This is a genomic window from Paenibacillus prosopidis, from assembly GCF_003337375.1.
GTDB classification, from domain to species: domain Bacteria; phylum Bacillota; class Bacilli; order Paenibacillales; family Paenibacillaceae; genus Pristimantibacillus; species Pristimantibacillus prosopidis.
In genome coordinates this window covers 26,607-46,453 of record NZ_QPJD01000010.1, presented here as the reverse complement: position 1 = coordinate 46,453, position 19,847 = coordinate 26,607, and the positions used below count along the sequence as shown (strand labels likewise).

At 45.0% G+C, this 19,847-nt stretch carries 14 protein-coding genes; 1 reads left to right on the top strand and 13 read right to left on the bottom strand.

Features of this window, described 5'->3' with window-relative positions; all coding sequences use genetic code 11:
* Positions 1-20: 20 nt before the first annotated feature.
* The 6 genes from DFP97_RS16535 to DFP97_RS16500 all read right to left on the bottom strand — a co-directional run bounded on the left by DFP97_RS16535 (position 21) and on the right by DFP97_RS16500 (position 5,433).
* On the bottom strand, positions 21-350 hold the full coding sequence (locus DFP97_RS16535; protein WP_114381301.1) for a DUF3024 domain-containing protein: 330 nt from the start codon (positions 348-350) through the stop codon (positions 21-23).
* Between the two features lie 368 nt (positions 351-718).
* Positions 719-1,222 (bottom strand): GNAT family N-acetyltransferase, encoded by a 504-nt coding sequence (locus DFP97_RS16525; protein WP_114381299.1) that lies wholly within the window; start codon positions 1,220-1,222, stop codon positions 719-721.
* A 223-nt stretch (positions 1,223-1,445) separates the two neighbouring features.
* Positions 1,446-1,940 (bottom strand): NUDIX hydrolase, encoded by a 495-nt coding sequence (locus DFP97_RS16520; RefSeq protein ID WP_114381298.1) that lies wholly within the window; start codon positions 1,938-1,940, stop codon positions 1,446-1,448.
* 154 nt (positions 1,941-2,094) lie between these two features.
* Positions 2,095-2,571, bottom strand: coding sequence for an NUDIX hydrolase (locus tag DFP97_RS16515; RefSeq protein ID WP_114381297.1), 477 nt, complete (start codon positions 2,569-2,571; stop codon positions 2,095-2,097).
* A gap of 535 nt (positions 2,572-3,106) precedes the next feature.
* On the bottom strand, positions 3,107-4,555 hold the full coding sequence (locus DFP97_RS16505; protein ID WP_114381295.1) for a glycosyl hydrolase family 28 protein: 1,449 nt from the start codon (positions 4,553-4,555) through the stop codon (positions 3,107-3,109).
* Between the two features lie 95 nt (positions 4,556-4,650).
* Entirely contained in the window at positions 4,651-5,433 is a 783-nt protein-coding gene (locus DFP97_RS16500) for a glycosyltransferase family 2 protein (RefSeq protein WP_114381294.1), read from the bottom strand.
* A 216-nt stretch (positions 5,434-5,649) separates the two neighbouring features.
* Between DFP97_RS16500 and DFP97_RS16495 the strand changes: the two genes are divergently transcribed.
* Positions 5,650-6,738, top strand: coding sequence for a Gfo/Idh/MocA family protein (locus DFP97_RS16495; protein ID WP_114381293.1), 1,089 nt, complete (start codon positions 5,650-5,652; stop codon positions 6,736-6,738).
* Positions 6,739-6,838: 100 nt separating this feature from the next.
* On the opposite strand, the gene DFP97_RS16490 is transcribed toward DFP97_RS16495, so the two are convergent.
* The 7 genes from DFP97_RS16490 to DFP97_RS16460 form a co-directional block, all read right to left on the bottom strand.
* Positions 6,839-8,548: a cellulase family glycosylhydrolase gene (locus tag DFP97_RS16490; protein WP_114381292.1), complete on the bottom strand. Its 1,710-nt coding sequence runs from the start codon at positions 8,546-8,548 to the stop codon at positions 6,839-6,841.
* Positions 8,549-8,732: 184 nt separating this feature from the next.
* Positions 8,733-10,178, bottom strand: a complete 1,446-nt coding sequence (locus DFP97_RS16485) for a sialate O-acetylesterase (protein ID WP_181873553.1) — start codon at positions 10,176-10,178, stop codon at positions 8,733-8,735.
* Positions 10,179-10,404: 226 nt separating this feature from the next.
* Positions 10,405-10,587, bottom strand: a complete 183-nt coding sequence (locus DFP97_RS16480) for a hypothetical protein (protein ID WP_114381290.1) — start codon at positions 10,585-10,587, stop codon at positions 10,405-10,407.
* 60 nt (positions 10,588-10,647) lie between these two features.
* A complete protein-coding gene (locus tag DFP97_RS16475) occupies positions 10,648-11,127 on the bottom strand; it encodes a hypothetical protein (protein WP_114381289.1) in 480 nt (159 codons plus the stop codon).
* A gap of 177 nt (positions 11,128-11,304) precedes the next feature.
* On the bottom strand, positions 11,305-12,432 hold the full coding sequence (locus DFP97_RS16470; RefSeq protein WP_114381288.1) for an NADH-dependent flavin oxidoreductase: 1,128 nt from the start codon (positions 12,430-12,432) through the stop codon (positions 11,305-11,307).
* Positions 12,433-12,681: 249 nt separating this feature from the next.
* Entirely contained in the window at positions 12,682-18,531 is a 5,850-nt protein-coding gene (locus DFP97_RS16465; protein WP_114381287.1) for a GH32 C-terminal domain-containing protein, read from the bottom strand.
* Positions 18,532-18,791: 260 nt separating this feature from the next.
* Positions 18,792-19,796 carry a LacI family DNA-binding transcriptional regulator gene (locus tag DFP97_RS16460; RefSeq protein WP_114381286.1) on the bottom strand — a complete coding sequence of 335 codons (1,005 nt, stop codon included), beginning with the start codon at positions 19,794-19,796 and terminating at the stop codon, positions 18,792-18,794.
* Between the last annotated feature and the right edge of the window lie 51 nt (positions 19,797-19,847).

The following is a 19,847-nucleotide window of genomic DNA, read 5'->3' as shown; positions in this document are numbered from 1 at the left end:
GAAGTCTTTGCCTTCGCCGATTAACCCCAGAAAAGTCCTCTATTGTCCTTGTCCACTATCTTCAATTGTTTTTCAAAATCTTCATCAGGTTTAATATCATCTACCCAATGCCACTTATGTTTACTGTCTCTCCAATAGACTTTCCATTTGTTTTGATCCAATCTAAATTGAGCGATGTCTAGTTGAGTCCATCCTTCACCAATATAAGCGGGTCTTTCTTCCAGCAGCGTGACATTATTTCCTCTTATCTTGAATGTTATTTTTATTTGATTTTGAAGATGTTTTGGAATTTTTGTTCCCACGTACTTTTCCATAATTTTTGTTACTCTGGTTTTTGTAAAATCGTCCATTTACCTTCCTCCAAGTATGTTCTATTAGATGTCTTGCAATGATTTCTCATAACGTTGATATGTTCCTGATGTCGATTTCCCAATCTTAAATAGATTTCTCTTGACTGCGTTTTCTGTTGCTCCTACCCTTTCTTGATACAGACCGTACCCAACAATTTCCTCATACAGAATTAGTAATATTGCTTGCCAGTTATGTCTTAAAAAATCTGCCATACGGTTACGTAGTTCTATGTATGTCATAGGGTTTATACTCTTCTCATCTTGAATGAGTTCTTGAATAACTTTTTAATAAAAACTTCGGTCTGTCGTATAATGTTCTTGTATTCTCGACGCCCTACCACCTTAAGGTCTAAAGAACCGGGCGCAAATCACTTTTTCTCATATAAATTAGCACTCCAGCCTTCTCCATTAATTCTTCTTATAAAATTGAATCCATTGTCCTTATAGTACTGATTGAGTCGTATGTTATCTGCCATACAATCAAGTCTTATTAATGTCTTCCTTTTCAATTTAATTTGTTCTTCAGCTGATTTTAGAAGAAAGCTACCTATTCTAAAACCTTGATAATCTCTATTAACTGCAAATTTATGTATGTATCCAGATTCTAAGTTATCAAGTTCTTTCCAGATGAATGGATCTGACCATGTTAAAATATAAGTCCCTACAAATTCATTGTTTAATTCTGCAAGGTATACATCCGAACCGTTATTCATAAATTTAATGACTTTATCTAGATTAAAATACTCGGGTCTCCATTGATAAATCCCTTTTGAGTTAAGCCATCTGGCAGACATCTGCCAGAGGCTTAATACTATTGAGGCTTCATCAAATTGTGCACGTCTTATTGAAAGTTTTGTTTCTAACTGCTCCACTGAGATCACCCACTTAATAAGCTTCGTATTTCAGCTAACGTTCTTGTATTCACGAACCCGAGAGTCTTAATTGACTAAAGGGAACGGGTGATTCAGCTCTTAGCCTCGCAGGGTTGTCCCCTGAAATTACTCCCTTTTAAAATAGCTTCTTGCGGACCGAGGGCGTTAACCCGATGCGTAAATACGGTGTTAGCTGATGTCAATACCTTCTTCGAGTTATCCTTCAATAATTCCCTTCGAGTGATTGTTTCAAATAATATAGTATTCCAGCCCGATCTACGTCTGAAAATTGCATTGGATCATCATTTATTAATTTATTTAATTCTCGTAGATTAATCCATTTGATATTCGTTGTTTCGTCACCGGTTGGTACTAATACCCCTTCTGCCTTGCATCTAAAATAATATCCCACCGAATCAATCGGCCCTTTAATCGTCTGATAAGCTGCAAATGGTCGTATACATTCAACTTCAAAATTAGAATTTATTCCTACTGTATCTATCCGCGTATCTTCACCTTCTATTTCATAAATATCTAATCCGGTTTCTTCTTTAACTTCCCGTTTCAAGGCATCAGTTAATGACTCAAATGGTTCTATTCTGCCACCTGGTAATTCAATTTTTAATGGTTCATTTATCTTTGTTCTGCATTGGATTACTATTTCAGTTTCTTGATTTGAGATTCTCTCAATAATTGCCCTTGAATTTACATAGAACATATTATCAGTCCCCTGTTCTTCAAAAAATCATCTTCAGACCACGGAGCGATAGCAATTGCAGCGTGAAAACGGTGTTATACGCAGTTACTGCCTTTTTTGATCAGCTTCCAATATAATCTTGTTTATAAATTCTGTTTATCTCCCACAAAGTTCGTTATTGATGATTCACAAAATGATGTATTTGATTATTTGCCTTCAATTTAAGTAACTCGGTTCTTAAGATTTCAGGGTAGACATTTAATTCTATCAATTGATCAATGAGAAACCACTTAAAAATAAGTCTTCCTTCATCTTCTATTCCGTAAAACTCATCATCAATCCTTATAATTTCATGTCCCAATGGAAATGTAATTAAATAATAAAAACAGATTTCATGATATTTCTTTCCGTCATATTCAAAGAAATCTTCGTTAACAAAGAGTAATTCTTCGATTCGGACTTCAATATCAAGCTCTTCTTTAATTTCCCTTAAGATTGTTAGGTCTGTCGATTCATTAAATTCAACCCGTCCACCTGGGAGATTCCAAAAATCATCTTTCAATGTTGTATGTAGTAATATTCGATTATCATGAATTGCGATTCCAGCAACTCTAAAGTTGAATTTATTATTCTCTTTTTCAAAGGTAATCATAAAATCCACCTTTCAGTAATTGATTAAACAAACTTTGTATGACCCGAGTAAATTTTACCTGGTTCCTCCTGATTCGCTATTGATCTTTAAATATTTCTTCACTTTTTAAGTGTTTTTTAAGTCCGTAATCAATGTATGAATAAATAACTAAACAAGCCCCCGGACCAAAAATCATAATCAGATTAGGCGTTAGTGAATACAGAAAAAAGTACATTGAACAAACAAGTAAGATAATTATTATTTTTATCGCTCTCATACTGTTGATCGTTGTTTTCTGATTTAATATTCCTGATATAATAAGTCCCATAAATATGGTGTTTATGACTTGTATCAATTTATTTCCCTCCACTAATCAAAACGTGCCCTTATGCATTTATACCAGACCTTTCCATTTAGTATATCAGCCGCAGCAGCATTTAGAAATGAAAAAAGAAAGGAGGAAACTAGACATCTGCCATGAGACGCCGGATTTCCTCCTTTGCATTTCGAAGCTTATGCAGTCGTTACCGACTTTTTGTATTGACACTATCAATTATCATTTTACAACAACGTTATTGACATATTTCCCTACTTGAATATTTCCCGATAGCGCATCTGTCACCTGTATGCCGTTGATTCTGAAATTCTCAATCGTGATCCCATCAACGATCCGATCCCCGTCAAAGCCCTCGATAACAGACGGATTTTCGCATATTCCGTTAAACTCGATATTTTCAAACCGGATATTTTCCACTCTGTTGCCGGGGCTAGGATTATATTTCGGATTTTGAAAGACGCGTATATCGATAAGCCGCCCAAGCTCAAATTGCTCTACCCGGATATTCTTATATGTAACATTCCTGACGGTATTTTTGTCGGCGGCATTAATGGTCATACAGCCCCAATAGCCATCCTGAGGCTCATGGTGCTCCAAAATATCAATGTTATCGAAGACGATGTTCTCAATAATGTCTCCATCATGCTCGTGATCCCCGTGGACGCCGATCATCATCGGATGCGCGACATCCGCCCATAACACTGAATTTCTCACAGAAATATTCGTACTATCCCCATAAAAAATCCCTCGGCTTCCATAGATCGCGATACAATCGTCGGATGTGCGAAGAAACACGTCGTCGATATTTACATATGAGCAGGACATCATATCAATTCCGTCAGACCACCCGCGTGTACTGAACGTCTTGAAATTGCTGATATGAACATGCTCCGACTTCCCAAGATGAATGCTGTAGTGAGGGGGATCCACAGAAATGATGCCCTCCACCGTAATGTTGCGTGAGAAATCGATTTGTACGGTTCGCAAATACGTTGTCTTCTCGATATTCGTTAAATAAACGATTCCGCGTCCCCTGATCGTAACGTCTTCTACGTGGTCGCATATCATTGAGCCCACTACCATAGCGCCTCCGGCGATATATACCGTCTTGCCAGAAGGGATTCGCAATATCTTTTCCTCAATAAAATGCATGCCCGGTCCAAAATAGAGTATCTCTGGGAGCTCTCCTTCACCATCACTAGGTGTTGTAAGCGGCGCAACAAGCTCTTCCATCCGGTGGTTACCCGGTTTTATGTAGATTGTCCGGGGATCTTCCAGATCCGGCACGTTCGTCTCGAGCGGATTTGCAAATAGATGCAGGTTATGAAATCTCTCGCCATTCGCTTCGAATGACAGCTTCCTCGGCCGGTCAAGCTTGAAGGTTACGGTATTCCCGATTTGATTGAACGGGATTTCAAAGCTATTGGGACGTATATCTACGCTCTCAAGAATGCCGTCCCTCTTCGTCACTTCCACCTCAACGACACCCTCGAAGTCAAAAGAAACCATAGAAGTCTCACGCACATTATGCATGTCCACAGGAACCAGATACGGGAACAACTCATGCCACACTCCGTTTTCCAATCGGACGCGAACGGAGAAATCATTATTGACGACTGCCTCAAGTGGCGCCGGGTAAGTGATTAATTCAGTACGGGTAGATATCATGCACTTCAGCCTCCTTCTCATATTCTGTCACCATATACAAAGCAAATAGTAACAAAATGCAAGATTGATAGCCATTGTAATATCATTCAAATTGATCACATTTCTTTCAAATTAAAGGACGCAGGTAATAACTCCTTACTTATTGTTTTCAGAGTATTACGCAGCGGTCTTTTTACGTAGCTTTTGAAGTTATTTGTTCGTATGCTGCTAGTATTTTTGCCGGCAAATAAGGATCGCTCGGAAACTTTCCAAGTATGAGATTGCCGGTTCGTCCTGCGGAATGCCGCAAAATTATAAGGACTTGTTGTGTACAACTTATAACCATTCTTTAAGCAGGCGGAGACAAATCGAACATCCGAGCCTTGCCGTACATGGGTTGCAAACTGAACCCGCCGGAATACCCGTTTATGAAACATTATTGTAGCACCCGCAATTTTTTTGCACCTGCTATAAGGAGGAGTCTTTGATTTGCGGAGTAATAACGTCGACAGATGCGGAAAATAAAAAAAGAAAGAGCGTTTTCCTACGACATCTGCATCGGAGCTTAAGAAAAGATTCATCGCTTCCGGTATATAGTTTGGAGCATAATAGTCGTCATCGTCGAATTTGGCAACATACGAGTACTTTGCACGTGAAATGGCATAATTAAGGCATGCACCCAGCTTCTTGCTCTCTGGCAGCTTGTATATGGATACGTCCGCAAAATCCACTGCCTTATTTTTATATAAGTTTATATTTACATTGTTTTTGTTAATGACAATGATTAATTCTTTCTTACTCCACTTTTGATGGGCATAATTTTGAAATACTTGATCGATAAATTCCGGACGGATCGTCGGAGTTATGATCGTTACCCCGCCTGTTTCATTTTTACCCATGCTTATATTCACCTCTGAATATCGATTAACATTATTCAACTTTCAGCAGTATATGTCAGAGCCATGCAACAGTGTGGGCTTAGCCCCGATAGAGATACAACTCTATTCACAGCTGCCTTGTCATTATTTTATAGTCGGTATGTCCTTTTCTCGCAATTTCAAGCAGCATAGCCCTGTGCTAAAGTAGAAATACCATTATGAAAAGAGGTACATACCATGTCGAAAACGATACGAATTGGCATAATCGGAAGCGGCGGTATCGCCCGCGCCCATGGATCAGCTTATAAATCGATGCCGAATGTAGAAATCATAGCGGTAGCGGACAGCATTGAAGGCAAGGCGCAGGCTTTCATCGATCAGGAACAGCTTCCGCTTGCAAAGGCATTCGATGATCACCGCAGGCTGCTAGAACTGGACCTTGACGGAGTTAGCATTTGCACGCCAAACTTCGCCCATCACGAGACCGCTGTAAACGCTCTTCATGCAGGAAAGCATGTATTGGTCGAGAAGCCGATGTCAGTCACGCTACAGCAATCGATCGAGATGGTCGAAGCCGCACAAGCCAGCGGGAAAATGCTGACTGTAGGCTTCCAGCCAAGATATGATCCTAATATGGCTTTAATTAAAGAAATCGTTCAATCGGGGAAACTAGGAAACGTATATTTCGTGGAGACGGGCGGAGGCAGACGTCGCGGTATGCCTACCGGCACATTTATACGCAAAGAGCTTGCCGGCGCAGGTGCAATGGCCGATATTGGCTGCTACTCGCTGGATATGGCTCTGAATGCGCTGGGAAATCCAAAACCGTTAACCGTCTCAGCGTATACGTCTAATCATTTCGGCACTAATCCTAAATATCATAAAGAGGCGGCAAGCTTTGACGTCGAGGATTTTGGCGTAGCGATGATCCGTCTTGAGGGCGACATTGTGCTCAATTATAAAATAAGCTGGGCTATGCACATGGATACATTAGGCGCTACGATGTTCCTTGGGTCAGAAGGCGGCCTAAAGGTCACTTCTGCCGGTTCGGGACCTTGGAGCGGCGTTTGGGATGGAAGCGTCGGCAGCATGACCCTATATCATGACGTCATGGGGCAGCATGTTCAATCTACTATTCCTATTATCGAGCACCGCCTTGATTTATTCGCCGAGAAAGTACGGGATTTTGTCGCGGCTATTCGGGATAGTCGTCCGGCGCCTATCCCCGGTGAGCAAATCTTATATAATCAAGCCATCATCGACGGCGTCCTCCGTTCGGCAGCGAGCAAACGGGAAGTTACGATCGAACTGCCAAATTGGAAATGATGACATAACCAAAAGGGGCTGTCCCAAAAGGTCGTAGACCTTGAGGAACAGCCCCTTCTCTTTATTTCCTTATTTCTTTCGGTTTAATTTTGGATAAGTTCTAGGAAGCTTCTCCTACGATGCTCGCACCGTTCTTTGTAATTGTATAATTGACGATTTCACCGCTCCAGAAGTGGAACTTCAGTTGCACTACTCCGTCATTCACTTCATTGAAGAAGTTCGGTTTAAGCTTAATTTGATTCGTATCGTAGGAAGGCTCGAACGTGTAAGCGAACTCCTTGAACGAAGTCCAGTTTTGCGGTCCGGCGTTACCTCCGGTAGCGTAGACGGCCTCCATTGTAGCAAGACGGTCGCCGTTGAAGGCTGTTGGAATCGCAAAATCACCTGTCGTACCTTCAACATTTTGCAGCTTCGGCGTGTCATAATAGAGCACATCAAAGTGCCAATCCGCACCACTGTTGAATTTAGCCGTCAATACCGCATTCTCGCCGAATTGGCCTGTAGCGGTCAGCTTAGAGAGAAGGCTTGCCTTGACGGTCAATACGTCGCCGTTCAACTCATAATCTGTACCCAAACGCAGCTTGTCGGCTCCGGCCCGGATCGCTTTCAGCGCATTGCCGTTCAAGTTCAGTTTGATCACTGCGTCTTGAATAGCAGCACCCTTCTTAATGTAGATCAAATCGGTTTCTGCGGTGGACGAACGGCCTTTCCAGCTTGCTTTCATCATATCGTAAAGCTCCTGGTCCGCCCACATGAATGTGTTGCGGTTGAAATGCTGGCCATTATCCCACAGCATGTGGGTAATGTTCTTCGACTGGGTATAGTGAAGCAAGAACTCAAAAAACTTCAGCATTTCGCCATGCTCGATAGTACCAGTGTTCTGGTCAAATCCAAGCAGTCCGAATTCGCCCATTATAACGGGAATGCCTTTGGCCACAAGCGAATCATAGATACGGTCAGCGTTTGTAATGATATCGTTCTTCGTCGTTTCGTCAAATTTAGTGAAGCCCGCGATATTTACACTGAACGGCCAAAATCCATAATAATGTATAGTGGCAATCAAATTCGGATCGTTCAGTTTAGCAATCGTATTGGTGAGCGAGTCCAAATGTTCCTGCCCGGCATTTGTCCATAACGTCGGCAGCACGAGCGGACGAACGGCATTCTTCCCTCCGGATTCTCTTACGATCTTGTGGAAGGCCGTATTTAGCTCCTCGAGCAGCTTGAATTGCGATGCCCTATCAACGTTAAATGACGGTTCGTTGATGCTCTCGAACATCAGCTTATTGGGATATTTCTTGAAATGGTTAGCGATTTGAGTCCATGCCGCTTGATATTCAGCCAGTACTGGGTCATGATTCGTCCCCATCGTGTTAACCCACATCCACGAGTCGTGGTGGAGGTTGATCATTACATACAGCCCCGCATCCAGCGACCAGTCGACAACTTCCTGTACCCGGTTCATCCATGCCGGATCGATTGTATAGTCCGGACCAGGACCCGCATGCTGCATCCATGTAATCGGAATACGGATGCTTTTGAAACCCTGAGCAGCAATCTGGTTTATCATTTCCTTGGTTACGCGCGGGTTGCCCCAGGCTGTTTCATCGCTGCCTAACGCGTCGAATGTATTACCCAAATTCCAACCAGGCTGCATGGCATTAACATAAGACTGTATGCTTTTCTCTTGTTGATTGACTTTTTGCACGTTTTCATCTTGATTAGCGGCCGCCGAAACAGTGGAAGTAAATAGAGCCAGCATTAAAGCAAGAGTCAGCATAATGGATAAAAATGATCTTTTTTTGCTCATTGTTCTCGATATTCTCCTTTGGCTTTAGTTTGAAAGCGATTACATTTTTATTTTAATGTACATCACTCCCAGAAACTACCATGCAAATCATTCATAAAATCATATGAAAATTAAATGTTTGGCTGCAAACAAGGGGCTGTCCCTGAAGGTTGATAACCTTGGGACAGCCCCTTGTGTCTGTTAGTTACTGGATATCGCGCCGGCTGCTCATATCTGTTCTAAAAGGAGCAGCAGGGAGCCCATATTTGTTCTTTAAGTTAGCATCCGTAAAATTAGCCCACCCGTACCGGACGTGACGGGGAACCGCCACTTGGTCACTCCATACCTTGATCTTGCCTTCATTCAACTCTGCGTGAGCCAACACGAAGCGACCATCGTCACCGGCAACTTCAAATCCGGCAATACTTTCCCGTACAGTTTCATCCTCTTGTTCGAGCTCTAAGTTGTTAAAGGACAAGAATACAGTTGGAGCTTGGATCACCATTTCTTTAAACACAGGCCCTGAGCTCTGAATATGTAAACCATAAACATGATCAAGCGCCAGCAGCGCGAGCCTCTGCCCAACCTCTTTTTTATGCCTAGGATGGATGTCATCTTCTACTCCGCAGTCAAGGGCGACGGCCATAGCCGTGTTAGAAACATGATCACTGACCAACTGCTGGGACTCCCTGAGCAGAGGCCATTCCTCGCCAGATGGATTACCGTCGCATCCGTAGACAGGCAGCTGGACAAACAGAAATGGAAGTTCAACATTATCCCATATATCCCGCCAATTGGAAATCAGCTTCGACAGCAGCTTCTCGTAAAGTAGAGCTTTCCCTGCATCCGACTCGCCTTGATAATAGATAAACCCTTTAATGGCAAAAGGAGATGCCTTCTTAAGCATCGTGTGATAGAGACCGCTTGGCCGCCCAAAATTATGCGGACTTAGCGGCGGCGGCCAAGGGTAATTGCCAAGCTCCTCCGGGCTTGCTCCCTGCTCCTTCAATCGTATATATTCATCAACGGTTTCCTGGTAGCGCATTTTATCCGTCTCGAATTTATCCCAAGTAAAATCTCGAAGCTGCTCTTGAAATTCATCAATGTAAACGCGCAGATCCTCGTCCTCTTTCAATTCCTCTTCTCTCATCCAGCAGGATGCAGACGTTCCGCCCCAGTTGCAGCCAATGATACCGACAGGAATACTCAGCTCATGATGGATGGACTTGGCAAAATGGTAAGCGACAGCCGAAAATACAGGGGCGTTATCAGGCGTACAAATCTTCCATTCGCCTCGGTGCTCAGCTCCATCATCCCATTCGACCTTAGGTACGTTATAGTACCGTATTTCCGGATATCGCGCTGCCGGAATTTCTTCCGCTCCCTCGGCCGAATCGATCAGCGACCATTCCATATTCGACTGCCCGCCCGCAAGCCACACCTCTCCGAACAGCACATCAGTGAGACGGATCTCTCTCCCATCCGAACGGACAATCAGCTCGCAAGGCTCTCCTGTCTCCATCGGGCATAAAAGCGCTTTCCATTTTCCTGCTATAACAACAGCTTCCGAACGAGCACCCCGGCATTCGACGGTTACCGCCGCTCCATCCGTTCCGGTACCCCAGACCGGCACTTCAGCATTTCTCTGCAAAATCATATGATCGCCGAATATCGGGTCGAGCCCAAAGGTTAAAGGTTGAATGATAAGTCCCCCTATTCATCAGATAACTTTATCTTACGATCGGGTGTACTCACTGTCTACTATTTTGTGCTCATAATTATAATAAGACAAAAAAAGAAAGACCTTCCCTTGGCGGGAGATCTTCCTATTCGTATAGGAACGTTATTTTCATGTATTGCTGCAGCCGACGGAAATGTTATAAGAAGGCAGTAGAAATAATGCCCCGATTGCTATTTTTAGCGTAATTAATAATGGATTCATACTGCGACTTCGCGATTCGGCGGTCTGACATTGGAAGGTGAGGGTTTTTGACTATCTCGGCCAGCATCTTGAGCTGCTGCATTTCTTCTGACGTCACTTTGACCGTTTTTTTACCCATATGATTCCTCCTCCTATACTTTTTTGATTATTATACGCACAACATAACCAAAATTGTACGTTATGCCGGTGGAGTTCGCGGATTTTGGTCATCCATTTCTTCCGGAAAAAGATCAGCAAGCTCTTTGTTCTGCTTCCCCTTCAAATATGACAAACCTGCATATCCTGCAAGCAAGGAGCTGCTAATGACAGCAAAATTATCAGATGTATTCGCCATCGCAAGCGCGGTCTTAGCAAGAATTCCCGTGCCGATTGCAATTAAGAGGTCACCGAGAAACCCGAGGTCGAAGAAGATTTTCTTCTTCGCGTTGTTATGGTTCCTGAAACCGATAACGAAGATGAGGAAATAGTACAATCGCTGAATGCATTTGACAAACCAGTTTGACGAAAGGGTTAATCCTTCCTCGTCATATTCTATGACCAACTTCGGCAATTCGACTATGCCATTTTTCACAAAATGACCGATAAGACCACCGATCAGGCTCATGGATATCGGTAAGCCGAACACTTGGATAAATTCATTAAAGGTTGATATGACCATATCGTATAATGACCACCCTTCAACAAAGCGACAGTCGAGTCTCAATTAATTTACTAATTCAACTCTATGTCGCAAATAGGCGGTTCACTACTTATATTTTTTCGTAATGGGATGTTCGGTTATAAAAAAACAAAAAACAGGCCAAAGTAATCTCTGGCCTGTTTTCCTTCATCTATATTAATCTCCGATCGGAAACCACCCCGGCACACGCATAATGGTCTGCCATAATGGAGTTGGAACAACCAGGCGATCTTGATCATCTTTGCTAATCGTCATTTTAATTTCAGCTTCGCGGCCCTCAGCAATCTTCTCCACCCAATCAGGCTCTATAATCAATTCGCGGCCAATGGCAACGAGCGGAATTCCCGTTTCCAGAGCCTTCAGCGCATCATCCGGCGTACGAACCGCACCTACGCCAATAACAGGAACCAAATGCCCAACCCGCTCTTGAATCCATTCGAGGCGGGTTTTGCTCTCGTCTGCGCCGCGTCTTGGAACCGACCAGAATTCCTGCAACGATACATGGAGGTAATCCAAATCCTTTTGCGCCAGCTCATCAATCAGCCGGAACGTATCCTCCATCGTTATGCCAGGTAGGGTCGCCTCTTCAGGCGAGAAGCGGTAACCGATAAGGAATGGCTCCTTCGCATGCTCGGCTGCTACCCGCTTCACTTCGTCCACAACGGCAAGCGGGAACCTTAGTCGGTTGTCAATATTTCCACCAAAGCGGTCCTCACGTCTATTCGAATGCGGAGAGAAGAATTGTTGAACGAGATAGCCGTTAGCCCCATGAATCTCAATACCGTCGAATCCCGCTTCTATTGCCCTTCTAGTCGTTGCTCCGAAATCACGAATGATGGACTCAATTTCAGCTTCCGACAATGCTCTTGGAACGACTCCCTTATTGTTTTGTTCTGAAGCAACAGCGCTTGCGCTAACAACATCGCCGTTAGGTACGAGCCCTGGCGGGCACTCTCTGCCGCCGTGAAATATTTGCAGCACAGCTTTCGCGCCTTTTTCTTTAATCGCAGCAGCTAAACGTCTTAAGCTTGGAATCATCTCATCGCTGTCGCCGGCGAATTCGCCCGGAAATCCTTTCCCGTTTGGCGAAACATAAATGCACGCCGTTATGACTAGACCTACTCCGCCGGACCTGCGGGCGTAGTATTCTATTTCTGCGTCCGATACCGTCCCGTCTTCGTTCGAGGAAAAGTTCGTCATTGGCGCCATAACGATACGATTTTTTAGCTGAATACCGCTTTTTAAAGAGAAAGCTTCAAATAAAGGCATATAGCTTGGTTTCATCGGTTTCATCTCTCCTGTTTATCCCATTTATCTATAAAGCACTAAAAACTGTAACTTTTTTTGATACTGTAATATTAGGATATACAGTTAAGATTGTCAAGACTGCATTTTAAAAGGATGCTTCATGAGCTTCCGACATTCTCTTCGTCACCGTTTGAGTTTAACTTCCCCCTTCTCGGGGGCAAGGCAGACGAAAAACACCTGCAACTACAACGCTATATTTGCAGGTGTTTTACAATCCATTTTACTTTAGTGAGCCTCCGGATTCCCATTAACCAGAGGTTCCCCCGGATCGGGGTTATTCAAAGCGACAGGCACATTAATATCATCGACATTGATATGTCCCCATCCGCCCGTGCGCTGATCAACGACTTGGATGTACAACTGCTCACCCTTAAAAGCCGATGCATCCCATTTCACTCTACGGTACTGCTCGCTGTCATGACCGGTTGCTTTCATGAGCACCTCATGATCGGAAGCACGCACAAGGGCGATATACAATCTGTCGATGTCATTCCCGCCAGCTACCAAGAAATCAATTGCTCCGCTGCCGCCTAGCATAAAGGTGTCTGATTTGATCTTTCCTGACGCATCATCGCCATACTCAGGATGGTAGCCCCACAGATGATAACGATTCGTATCCTTCCGATCAGAAGCTTGATTAAACGGACCGCCCCATCCCCAGTCAATGCTGTTCGTGACATGCGCATCCGTAAACGCATGACCTTCCTCAATAGTCCAGCCCGACAAATCGCCGGTTTCAAAATCATGGTTAGTCAGCTCGCCGACAGCCTCTGCAGCTGGCTCAGCAGGCGGCCAATAGGCCTCCACCGTTTCGCCGTAAGCAGAATTCATCGACCAAACCTGAAGCTTATTAATTTTTACATTTCCGCCTTCGCTCCATAGCTCAAGCCCTAACGCATCGGATTGCGTAGGATACACCCTTGAGGTGATGCTGTTTTTCCCATTGGCATAAGCTTCGATCATCGAACGGTCCAAATAAATATGCAGCTTTAATAGATCGCGGTCAAGCGTCATTTCTCCCCCTTGAATCCCCTTCGCTATATCCGGATCCAAGCTGGATTTCGTGCGGTCAATGTTCAACATTCCGCTATTCACATTATAATAAAGCAGCGTCTCCTCGCGGCCGTCTCCCGTCGAACGAAGCTTGATGCCAAGCTCAGACCCCTTTTTCATTTTCGCTTCCAGCACAATTTCGAGCATATCGCTTTGGACATCTCTTAATTGGGTATTGGCCTGTGCCACAGTCGCGTTGGTTACATCAACAAGCTTTTCTCCCCGCAGCGAATTAAGCTCCTCTATCGGCTCAACCCCAAGCAGACCATCATCGCGAAGCGTAAGCACAACCGGCAAGCCCGCATTATGTGCCCAGCCCGCATCGTAATGCTGCTGCTCGGTGCGGCGGTCCTGTGCGATGCTGAACAGAATGGCTCTCCCTTTTCCATCAACCATGCCGCTTGGGCCTGTGAAATGTTCGCCAAAGTCAAAGAGGCGAGGCTCTTCATGATCCGGAATAAACTTGTTGCTCGTTTTATCCCACGTTCCGATCCAATGGAATACATATTTTACATTGTGCTCGTTATAGTGATCGAACCACGGATTGATAAAAAAGGCATACTTCATCGTTCCATTGTTGTCTTCTCCAAGAGGAAGCAGTACGGGCAGCTCCCATACTTGGCCGGTTTCCGGCTTATTCTTGTAATCGCCGACGAAAAACGGATTCTCGTACGTCCAATTCACCATATCCGGGGAAGAGTACAGCAGCGCCGTTCCGCCGACGTCTTTGATGCCGGAGCCAACGAGCTGGTACCATGTATCCCCATCCTTCCATACGTAAGGATCACGGAATTGCCCGAACCAAACCTCGCCTTCGTCTGCTGGAAGATTATCGGTTTGAACCGTAACAGGCGTTTCCTCCATAATCCACTGTTCAAGGTTGGCATTGCCGTCATCCTTAAACGTGCTTCTGGCAAGTCCGGTACTTTGATTCGGCACTGCTTTATCATTACCGGCTGTAAAAAATAACGCAGGATTCCCATTATCGTCCACGACAGCATTGCCCGACCATACGCCATCCGGCGTTACCGATCCTCCTTCCGGCGCTAGAGCCACCGGCATATCCTGCCAATGCACCATATCGTCACTCACCGCGTGGCCCCAATGAATTTGATGCCAATATGGCCCTTGCGGATTATGCTGATAAAAAATATGATATTTCCCTTCAAAATAAAGCGGGCCATGCGGCTCATTCATCCAATGCCCCGGCGAAATAAGATGGTACTGCGGGCGGTAGCGGTCTCCATCGTATACGGAGCGTTCGAAATCCAGATCAGGCTTCGGCGCTGTCCCATTTTCAAACCCTGCTGCCGCTGCACCGTAAATGTCAGAAATTTCTTCTGCGCTCAGAACAGTATTGCGAACCTTTACTTCATCCATTAAGCCGTTGAACATATTGGCCGTAAATACACCGTTGATAACGGCTCCCGTATTGTTTTTGCCAATTATAAAAGGACTGCCGGAGGCTATGATCGGCGCTTTTTTCGGAGCATTTTGTTCCCCGGCCAATTCCCCGTTCAGATAAAGCTTGAGCTTAGCATCGGATTTACTGTATGTCGCGACGATGTAGGACCACTCGAACTTGTTGAGCGGTTTATCTTCTGCAGCCCATACTTCAGCCCATTCCCCGTTTATTCCTGCCTGGAAAGACCATTTGCCATGGCGGCCCATTCCGAGAATATAGCCCTTTTTTGCAGCTTTGTCATGCTGATTTACGATTGCAGATAACTGGTTCATATCGCCCCATTCATACGATCTTGGAGCGACCCAAGCCTCGATTGATATTTCATCATCCGGCTTAGCGATTTGGTCCGCAGATCTTTCGATCCATGTGGAATATCCGTCAAAGAGCAATCCCTTGCCATTAATCCCGTTCTTCCATAGTGGTTCGCTGTTTGGTTTATACTGCGCATCATTAAATACGTAATGAACCGTATCTTCGATGTTCCGCGCCTTATCATTTACCGTGATGCCCTGACCTTCATCGAAGCTCCAGCTTCCGAGGAGGCCTGTGCCCCTTACTTGAAAATCATCGATGTTAATATGACCAAAATCACCCGATTTCTGGTCAACCGCCTTGATGTAGACCTCCTCGCCTAAATATTGCACCGCATCCCAAGACACACGCGTATACGTTTCTGAATCCGAACCTGTCGCTTTCATTAAAACAGCATCATCAGATGCGCGAACTAAAGCAACATACAGCTTCTCCAAATCTTGTCCGCCGCTTATGAGGAATTGTATGCTTCCGTTTCCGGACAAAATGAAAGAATGCGAGGTCAATTGTCCCGTTCTATCGTCAGCATCCGTTCCTTCCGGTGCGCTGGCCAATCCCCAAACATGATAAGAACCTTCCTGCTCAAACGGTATCTGCGAGTCTCCGTAGTCTGCCTGACCGCTGACCGCGCCTGCGAAAGCATCCCCTTCAACCGTCCAGCCCGTCAAATCTCCGGTTTCAAATCCCGGATTAATTAATTGAGCAGGAATAACCGGTTTGGTGTTATAGACAATAAAATCATCCACATTGATATGTCCGAAGCCGCCTGTATGATAATCAACCACTTTTATATACAGGTTCTGACCCATATATTCCGAAGCATCCCATTCGACTTGCCGGTAGCCCTCCCCCATTGTCGCAGCAGCGCCGGTGGCCTTATACAAAATTTCGTCATCCGATTCACGGACCAGAGCTACATAAAGCTTATTAATATCCTCTCCGCCGCCGACGCGGAAGCTGACCTTACCATTGCCATCCAGTTTAAAAGCAGTCGATCTCATCTCTCCGGTTCTTCTGTCGGAAAAATCCGGATTGCTCGCTCCCTCGAAGCCCCATGCATGAAAAACGCCTTGATGGTGAAATGGCGTGCTCCCCCAATAGGAGGCAGCATTTGAGACCGGTGCTGTAAAGGCCGTCCCGATCGTCGTCCAGCCTGTCAGATCTCCCGTTTCAAAATCCGGATTTACGATTGCCTCCGGGTAATTCAAAACGTGGAAATCATCGACGTTAATATGTCCCCAGCCTCCGGTATGATCGTCGACTACCTTCATATATACCTGTTCGCCGATATAATCACCCGCATTCATGCGTACCCGTCGTAGCGTTCCGTCGTCCTTCCATTCCGTGTTCGTTACTTTGAGCAGCTCCTCATTGTCGGATGCCCGTACTAAAGCAACGTATAGCTTATTTATGTCATTGCCTCCGCCAATTAGAAAGTTGACCTCTCCAGAACCACCCAGCCGGAACGTTGCGGATTTTAATGTCCCGGTATGACCGTCCCCGGTTTTAGCCCCCCACACATGATAGTCGCCTTGTTTATTAAAGCAGCAGCCCCAGCCCCAATCGGTATCCGTAACAACATTATCGCTCGAAAAAGCGTTGCCTTCCGTTGTCCAGCCGTTCAGATTACCGCTTTCAAAATCAGGATTCGGTATCTCATGCTCGGTTATTCCCTGTTCATCGCTGATCCCAATGTTAGCAGCACGCAAGGGATAAGCCTTCAAGGAGGTATAGTTGATCGATCCTCCTTCCGCGAACAATTCAACTTGATTGTGAGCAGGATCCGGGAACAGCTGATCGGTAAACACAACTGCGCCGTCATCGGCAAACACCTCAATGGATGTTTTATCAACCAGGATACGCAGCTTTAATGTATCCCCTGCTGCGTAGTCTGCTTCATGCGCCTCAAAGCCGAATTCTTTGTTAAACTCGATAATTCCTGATCTCGTTCGATCCACAAACAGCTTGGAACGGGCGATATCGTAACCGATCGCGGTCTTCTGCCCATCGCCTGCATGAACATTGAATCCGAACCGGCTCGCAGAAGCATCCGTAATCGTAAATTCGCCGATTATTTCGTATGCCGGCCCTTCAATGCCTTGAAGAGCGTAAGTGCTGCTCGTTACCGTATCAGCCGCTATTTCGGTGACAGCTCCACGAAGCTGCTGCAGCTCGGCTGCCGGTGTTTGCTGCATACGGATTCCAACACCAGCTTTATCCGTTAGCATCAGTTCTCTCGGCACTGTCATCGAACCCCGCCAACCTGCAGAAGGAATCGTTTGCGCATAATGCCAATTATTCATCCATCCCAGCCAAATTCGGCGGTCCTTCACATCGCTGAAGGTCATTCCCGCATAAAAATCTGCACCGTAGTCGACCCATAACACTTTGTCAGTCGGATTACTGTTAGTGAAATTCTTTCCATCAAAATCGCCTACAAAATATTGCATGCCTGATCCGAAGGCGGGAGCGCCTCCAGACAAACTAACTGTCAGCACCCATTTCGTATGATTCGGGTCGCCGTCAACCGCTAACGGAAATAGATCGGGCGTTTCCCAAAAACCGTTGTGCGAGCCCTCTGTCGAACCGAAATCGCTTTCAAAGGTCCACGTCTTTAAGTCCGGCGAGGAATAAAGGCTTACATGGTCGCCAGCCGTAATAACCATAACCCAATTGTTCGTTTGCTCATGCCAGATGACCTTTGGATCACGGAACACCGTCAATCCAGGCGGCTGTCCAATAACCGGATTGCCTTCATATTTCGTCCAGGTTCTCCCGTTATCATTACTGTAAGCCAAGCTTTGAACTTGATTGCCCCCGTACTCATGCGTAAACATAGCCACCATCGGAGGAATGTTGCCTTCCCCGAAGCCGCTCGTGTTATTCCAGTCCACCACAACGCTGCCCGAGAAAATATGACCCAGCTCATCCGGATAAAGAGCAATCGGGAGTTCTTCCCAATTGACCAAATCCTTGCTCACCGCGTGACCCCAGAACATTTCTCCCCACGTATCTCCGCTGGGCTTATGTTGGTAGAACATATGATATTCTCCGTTATAATAAACGAGTCCGTTCGGATCGTTAAGCCAGTTTTTTTCCGGTGTGTAGTGAAACAGAGGTCTCAGCTGGTCCTCTCCGGGCTTGATCAAATCAGTTGCACCTGCAGCAGCCGGAGGAATCAATTGATTAAAAAACGAACAAATGAGTAAAATAGCCAAACCTAATTTGAAAGCTTTACTTCTCATGCATTGCTAGCCTCCCCAAATAAACTGTTAATTAATGGAAAAAATAATTTTCTAAAATTGCCGACGTGAGCAATGGTGATTTAAATTGGTTGCAGGGTTATGTAAGCGATTTCAAATATTAAAAAGTAATCACCACCTTTAAAACTGGATTAAAGTTTACGCAAACGATTAATGATAATGATAATGATAAGTTTATTATCAATTATAATTAGGGATGAAAAAAATCGCGTAATCGTTTACGTAATCATTAAAAAGAATAGTCAGCTCGATTGTCTGACTATAAGTTTTGCAGTTAGACGGTGTTCCTGTCTAGGCGCATTCGCATTTTCTATTCTTTCGAGCATAACCTCCGCTGCCTTGACGCCCAGTTCAAAAGCCGGCTGCTCAATCACGGTAAGCGGTGGCGACGTTATTCGCGTCCATTGAAATTCATCGAAGGCAACGACAGCGATCCGGCCGGGTACACGAATCGATTTCTCTTGAAGATAGGACATAACTCCCATCGCCATTACGTTATCCGTCACAAAAATAGCCGATGGATCGTGCTGCAGCAAAACATCCGTTAACTGATATCCGTTGCTCAGAGTTACCTCTCCTATTCTAATTAGCTGAGAGTCAACCGCTATGCCGGCTTCGGTTAGTGCCTCTATATATCCTTCGTAACGTTCCTCAGTCGTCGTTAGCGTATGAGGGCCTGACAGAAAAGCGATTCGCTTATGCCCTTTCCCGATCAGCATCTGCACCGCTTCTTTGGAAACGGTCTTATTATCGACCAGCACACTATCTCTCTGATGATTGTTTGGAACTCTGTCTATATACACAACCGGATAATCGCCAAAATGCTGATCATAATCGCATTCTCTGCTGGCAGGAGCCATAATGAGGCCATCTATCATCTGGGAGCTCAGCATTCGAATTTCATCCTCTTCGAACTCCAGCTCTTCATGCGAATCACTAAGTACAAGATGATAGTTATTTTGTTTGAGCACGCTTTGAATGCCGGCGGCTACGGACATAAAGAAAAAATTCGATGTTTCCGAAGCTAAGATTGGGGCCAAAAAAGCGATGACATGTGACTTACGGCTCCTTAAGGATCGGGCAACTGAATTAATTCGATAGTTCAAGTCGTCCATCGCTTGATGAACCTTCCGCTTCGTTTCCTCAGATACAAATCGAGTTCCGTTAATCACATGCGACACGGTAGCGGTTGATACATTGGCATGTTTGGCTACGTCTTTTATGCTAATATTTTTATTTTCATTCATAAAATAACACCCGTGCTTGCGACTCAATTTTATAAACGTTGTTCTGGATTC